Here is a 4,715-nt window from a genome sequence, read left to right as displayed (position 1 = left end):
GCTGTTAGCGGCGTACTGCGGCGGGATGGTCGCGGCGGCGGTGTTGGCGGCGATCGGCGCTGAAGGGGCGGCGCAATTCTTGCGGGGCATCTACGGGCATTTCTGCCACCAGTTGCCGGAGCGCTCGTTGACGTGCGGCGATGAAACGCTGATTCTCTGCGCACGTTGCACCGGATTCTACGGAACGCTGGCTTTGGTCTCGATCGCGGTTCTGCTGAAGGCGATTACGCGGAGTCTCGACTGGAAGGCGACGGCAATACTGTGCTTACCGATGCTGGCGGACGCTCTGCTGGACCTGAGCGCTGCGACGGGAGCGGCGAATTTCCTGCGGACGGCGACCGGCGTGATCGCGGGGGGCGCGCTGGCGCTGCATCTCTATCCGAAATTGCTGGCGGCGGCGCGAGATCAGCTTGATCCGCGCGCGGCCACGACGTAGATTCCTTCCCAGGGCGCCGCGACCCAGGGCGCAGTTTCTGGTACATGATTATTCTATCACGATTGACACTCAAGAATTTCGCGGTCGTGTCCGGCATCGCGATCGAGCTGGAGCCGGGTCTGACGGCAATCACCGGCGAGACCGGCGCGGGCAAGTCGTTGATTGCGGGGGCGATCAGCCTGTTGCTGGGGGAGCGCGGCAAGACGGAGTATTTGCGCGCGGGCGCGACGCACGCGCTGATCGAGGGGGAATTCCGCGGCGATCTGAAGAAGCTGCGTGAGCTGCTGGTCGAGGAGGAAGTTGACGGGGCGGGCGAGACGCTGACGGTCGTGCGGGAGATTCATGCCGATGGGAAGAATCGCTGCCTGATTAACGATCAGCGAGTGAGCCTGGCGACGCTGAAGCGACTCGGGGAGCGGATTTGCGATCTGCACGGACAGCACCAGCACCAATGGCTGTTGGAACCGGGGCGGCATCTGTGGTTTCTTGACCGGTTCGCCGGCTGCGGTGAGACGTATGCAGCGTATCGGTCGAGTCTCGAGACGTACCGATCGGCGAAACTGCGGGTTAGCTCTTTGGAGAAGCAGATTGCGGAAAATCGCGAGAAGCAGGAGTTGCATCGGTTTCAGTTCAACGAGATCGAGGCGGCGAATCTGGCGGCCGGCGAGGAAGAGGCGCTGGAGGCGGAGCAGAAGCAATTGCAGAATATCCTGCGAATCAAGGAGGCGCTGGCGAATGCGGCGGGGTCGATCGAGGAAGAGCGGGGGGCAGCGGCGATTACGGGGGAGGTTCTCAAGCAGCTCAAGTCGACGGCGGATGCCTTCGCCGAAGTGAATGAATACATCAAGGAGTTGGAGTCGATCAAGGTCGGGTTGGTGGAGATCGGGCGGTCGCTAAATGGAGCCTTGTCGAGACTGAGCGAGGATCCGGCGCGGCTGGAACAGATCGGCGAGCGGCTGGCGGAGATTTACAAGCTGAAGCGCAAGTACGGCGGGTCAGTGGCAGCGGTGCTGGCCTTGCGCGACGAGCTGCGGGCGAGTCTGGATGATTCCGGATCGCTGGAATTGGAGTTGAAGGAACTTACGCGCAAACTGGAGCCGCTGAAGGGGCAGCTTCTGGCGGACACGGAGCGGCTGCAAGCGGAGCGCGAGGCGGGCGCAAAGAAGCTGGCGAAGGCCATGAAGAAGGAATTGACGGCGCTGGGGTTGCCGAAGGTGGAATTTGAGATGCGGTTTGCGGCGGCGGAAACGGGGGAGGCGGTCGAGGCCGGCGGCGGGACGATCTGCCTGGCGGATTACGGGCCGCAGTTTGCCGAGTTCTATTTCAGCGCGAATATCGGGGAGGAGGCGAAGGCGCTGGCGCAGGCAGCCTCGGGAGGCGAAATCAGCCGGGTGATGCTGGCGCTCAAGTCGCTGATTGCGGGGAAGGATCGGGTGGACTTGCTGGTGTTCGACGAGATCGACGCCGGGATCGGCGGCGAGACGGCGCTTCTGGTGGGGCGCAAGTTGCGCGAACTGGCGGCGCGGCAGCAGGTGATTGCGATTACGCATCTGCAGCAGATTGCGGCGGTGGCGGATCAGCATCTGCGGGCAATCAAGAAAGAAGTCAAGGGGCGGACCGAGACGGAGTTGATTCCGCTGGAGCGCGAGGAGCGGATCGTGGAATTGGGGCGGATGATATCGGGGGGGAAATTCGGCGAAGTGGAGCGTAAGCAGGCGGAGAAGTTGATGAAGGAGGCGAGGGGGGAGTAGGGGGGTCAGGTCGCCGCATGGCCGCCGGGGAGAGCCTTGAAAGATCGGAGCGCAGTGAGGCGACCACGCGAAAACCTGACGGAACGGTGTGCTTCCGGATTGGTGGTGAGGGTGGCAAAAGGGGAATTGCTGACGGCGCGAAGAGGGGGGATTGACAAGAATGTCGATCTTGTGTAATTTATCAGTATCAAGATAAGTTGAAGTCGAGGGCGCAATGAAGACCCTTGGAACCAGTTCAAGGATGGCGTGGTTGAGTGCCGGTCGTGGAGGCTGGCCGTGGAAAGGTGGGAAACAGTGATGCAGCGCAGTGTGGCCCGGTGTGGATTGATGTTTCTGGCAGCGGTTGTGCTCGCGGTTGTGACGGCGGGATCGTTGCAGGCGCAGCCGAATGACTGCTGGGACTCGGTCGTGGTGAAGAATATCAAGTCGTGCTATCCGCTGTCGTATCCGGAGCCGCCGGGCATCGGGAAGATCAAGGCCGAGCTATGGTGGCATCACCCGGCGCCGCCGGCATCACCCGGAGCCGCGTATCTGACGAGTTACCTGGCGTGGATCGGAAACGCCGCATGCGACTCGATTGTCGACCGACTTGACGCGATGCTCGATTCGGTGTTCTACGAGATCACGATTGACAACAACGCGCGCTCGGCGGGGGTCGGGCTGTTTGCGCGGCCGCAGTATCAGTTCGTGTTCGCGCCGGGGCATTATCATGTGGCGGACCTGTTCTTCACGATCTCCGGGACGGGTCAGTTCAGTTTGATTGCGCCGGAGCCGCCGCTTCTGGGGATACCGCCGGTAGGAATATCGTGGTACGGCATCCATGTTCCGGCCGGCGTGATCATCGCCAAGCCGGGGGATGCTGACGGGAACGGGACAACGGATATTTCGGATTGTGTGCGCTTGATCAATTATATCTTCGCCGATCCCGGTGGACCAGCACCGTGCGGCGACGTTGACGGGAACTGCTTGATCAATGTCTCGGACGCCGTATATCTCATGCTTTACGTCTTTGCGGGTGGAGCGCCGCCGTCAGCGGGGTGTTGCTCGTGGTTGCCGTGAGGCAAAACGCCGGAAGCGAGTTGGATGTCAGGAAGGGATCCCGGGCGGTGCGGAGAAGTGACGGAGAAGGAGACTGGATACCGACTTTCGTTGGTATGACGATGCAAGGGGGGCTGCGGTTGACAAAACCGGTTGACAAACGAGGAGGGCGGGGTATATTGGCCTACCCTTTTGGGGCCGTAGTTCAGTTGGGAGAACGCTTGACTGGCAGTCAAGAGGTCAGGGGTTCGACTCCCCTCGGCTCCATTTTTTTATTGGTATAGTTTTCCGAGAGAATTGAAAAGTGTGCGGTGGGGGAGGACCCTCACCCCCGACCCCTCTCCCAGGAGGAGAGGGGGGAAAATCGTGTGTGCGGGTCGAAGACGGGGAGAGATTGCTTCGTCGCAGTGGAGGGTGGAGTTGATGGGGGTGTACGTTCGCTCCTCGCAATGACAGCCTCTTGGCAATTGGCGGCAGGTCGCCCCACGAAGCGCGTGAAGTCCGTGAAGTGGCGAAGGTCGAAAGCGCTTCGCGGGAAGACCTGCCGCAACAATAGAAAAATACAACCCCCTGGCCCCCGACGCTAAGGGGGAATCGGCGTCGGCGGGAGTAGTGAATGGGGCGGTGCAAAAAGCCCTCACCCCCGACCCCTCTCTGAGGAGGAGAGGGGGGAAGATCGTTTGTGCGGATGGAGACGATGGAGGGGTATGTGTGCGCTCGGCGCGATGAGGGCGTGAATCTTGTGTCTGTGAGTTGAAACGAGGGCGGGCGAAAATGGCGTTGCGGAAGCCGGGGCGGGGGCGTTAATTGGCAGCCAACAACGGAATGCGGGAATCGGATTGCCGTCGGGGAGTTTGTTGCGTATAAACTTCGAGGCGGCGTCGGGTTAGCGCCGTAACGTAGAGAAAATTGATTCATATAGGCGGCAACGGGCAAGCGCCGGCCGGCAGTTGCGGTCGCGGCGCCGACATCGGATCGGACGGCCATCATGCAGTCGTCGCGAGCGAGTCGGCCCGAGCGGTCGCACGGCCGGAACGAACGCAAAAGAGCTTGCACGGGTCGGCCGGATAGAGAGAGGAAGTTGGCGATGGCAAACACTCTGGGAATTAAGAGCTGGGATTATGCGGAGTTCTATGTCGGCTCGGCGCGGATGTGCGCCTACTGGTTCTGCCGCGCGCTGGGCTTGCGGATCACCGGTTATGCGGGTCCGGAAACGGGCGTGCGCGACCGGATGTCGTATTACCTGACCAGCGGCAGCATCAAAATCGTGGTGACCTCGGCGCTGCAGCCGCACACCTACGATATCTGGGGTTGGGTGCAGAAGCACGGCGACGGCGTCAAGCGCTGGGCGATCGAGGTAGAGGACGTCGACAAGGCGTACCGCTTTGCGCTGGCCAACGGCGCGGTGTTCGAGTCGACGCCGCATATGATCAAGGATGAAAACGGCTACATCGTCGAGGCCGCGATGAAGATTTACGACGACACCGAGC

The 4,715-nt window shown here is 61.5% G+C and carries 4 protein-coding genes and 1 tRNA gene; all 5 read left to right on the top strand.

The genetic code is table 11. From position 1 onward, the window contains the following. Positions 1–436 (top strand): DUF2085 domain-containing protein (locus IT585_08005; GenBank protein ID MCC6963179.1); only part of this gene is annotated, 436 nt, incomplete at its 5' end. 44 nt (positions 437–480) lie between these two features. Further along, a complete protein-coding gene (recN, locus tag IT585_08000) occupies positions 481–2,187 on the top strand; it encodes a DNA repair protein RecN (protein MCC6963178.1) in 1,707 nt (568 codons plus the stop codon). 297 nt (positions 2,188–2,484) lie between these two features. Further along, positions 2,485–3,246 (top strand): dockerin type I repeat-containing protein, encoded by a 762-nt coding sequence (locus IT585_07995; protein MCC6963177.1) that lies wholly within the window; start codon positions 2,485–2,487, stop codon positions 3,244–3,246. A gap of 173 nt (positions 3,247–3,419) precedes the next feature. Then, positions 3,420–3,492: transfer RNA gene (locus IT585_07990), tRNA-Ala, on the top strand. 820 nt (positions 3,493–4,312) lie between these two features. Beyond that, a partial coding sequence (locus IT585_07985; protein ID MCC6963176.1) for a VOC family protein occupies positions 4,313–4,715 on the top strand: 403 nt, incomplete at its 3' end.

Source organism: Candidatus Zixiibacteriota bacterium, assembly GCA_020853795.1.
Classification (GTDB): Bacteria; Zixibacteria; MSB-5A5; order CAIYYT01; family CAIYYT01; genus JADJGC01.
This window is presented reverse-complemented; position numbering and strand designations above follow the sequence as displayed.

What these genes read in the sequence shown, in the direction of transcription:
- recN (MCC6963178.1), top strand. Translation starts at nt 481, where the DNA reads ATGATTATTCTATCACGATTGACACTCAAGAATTTCGCGGTCGTGTCC.
- IT585_07995 (MCC6963177.1), top strand. Translation starts at nt 2,485, where the DNA reads ATGCAGCGCAGTGTGGCCCGGTGTGGATTGATGTTTCTGGCAGCGGTT.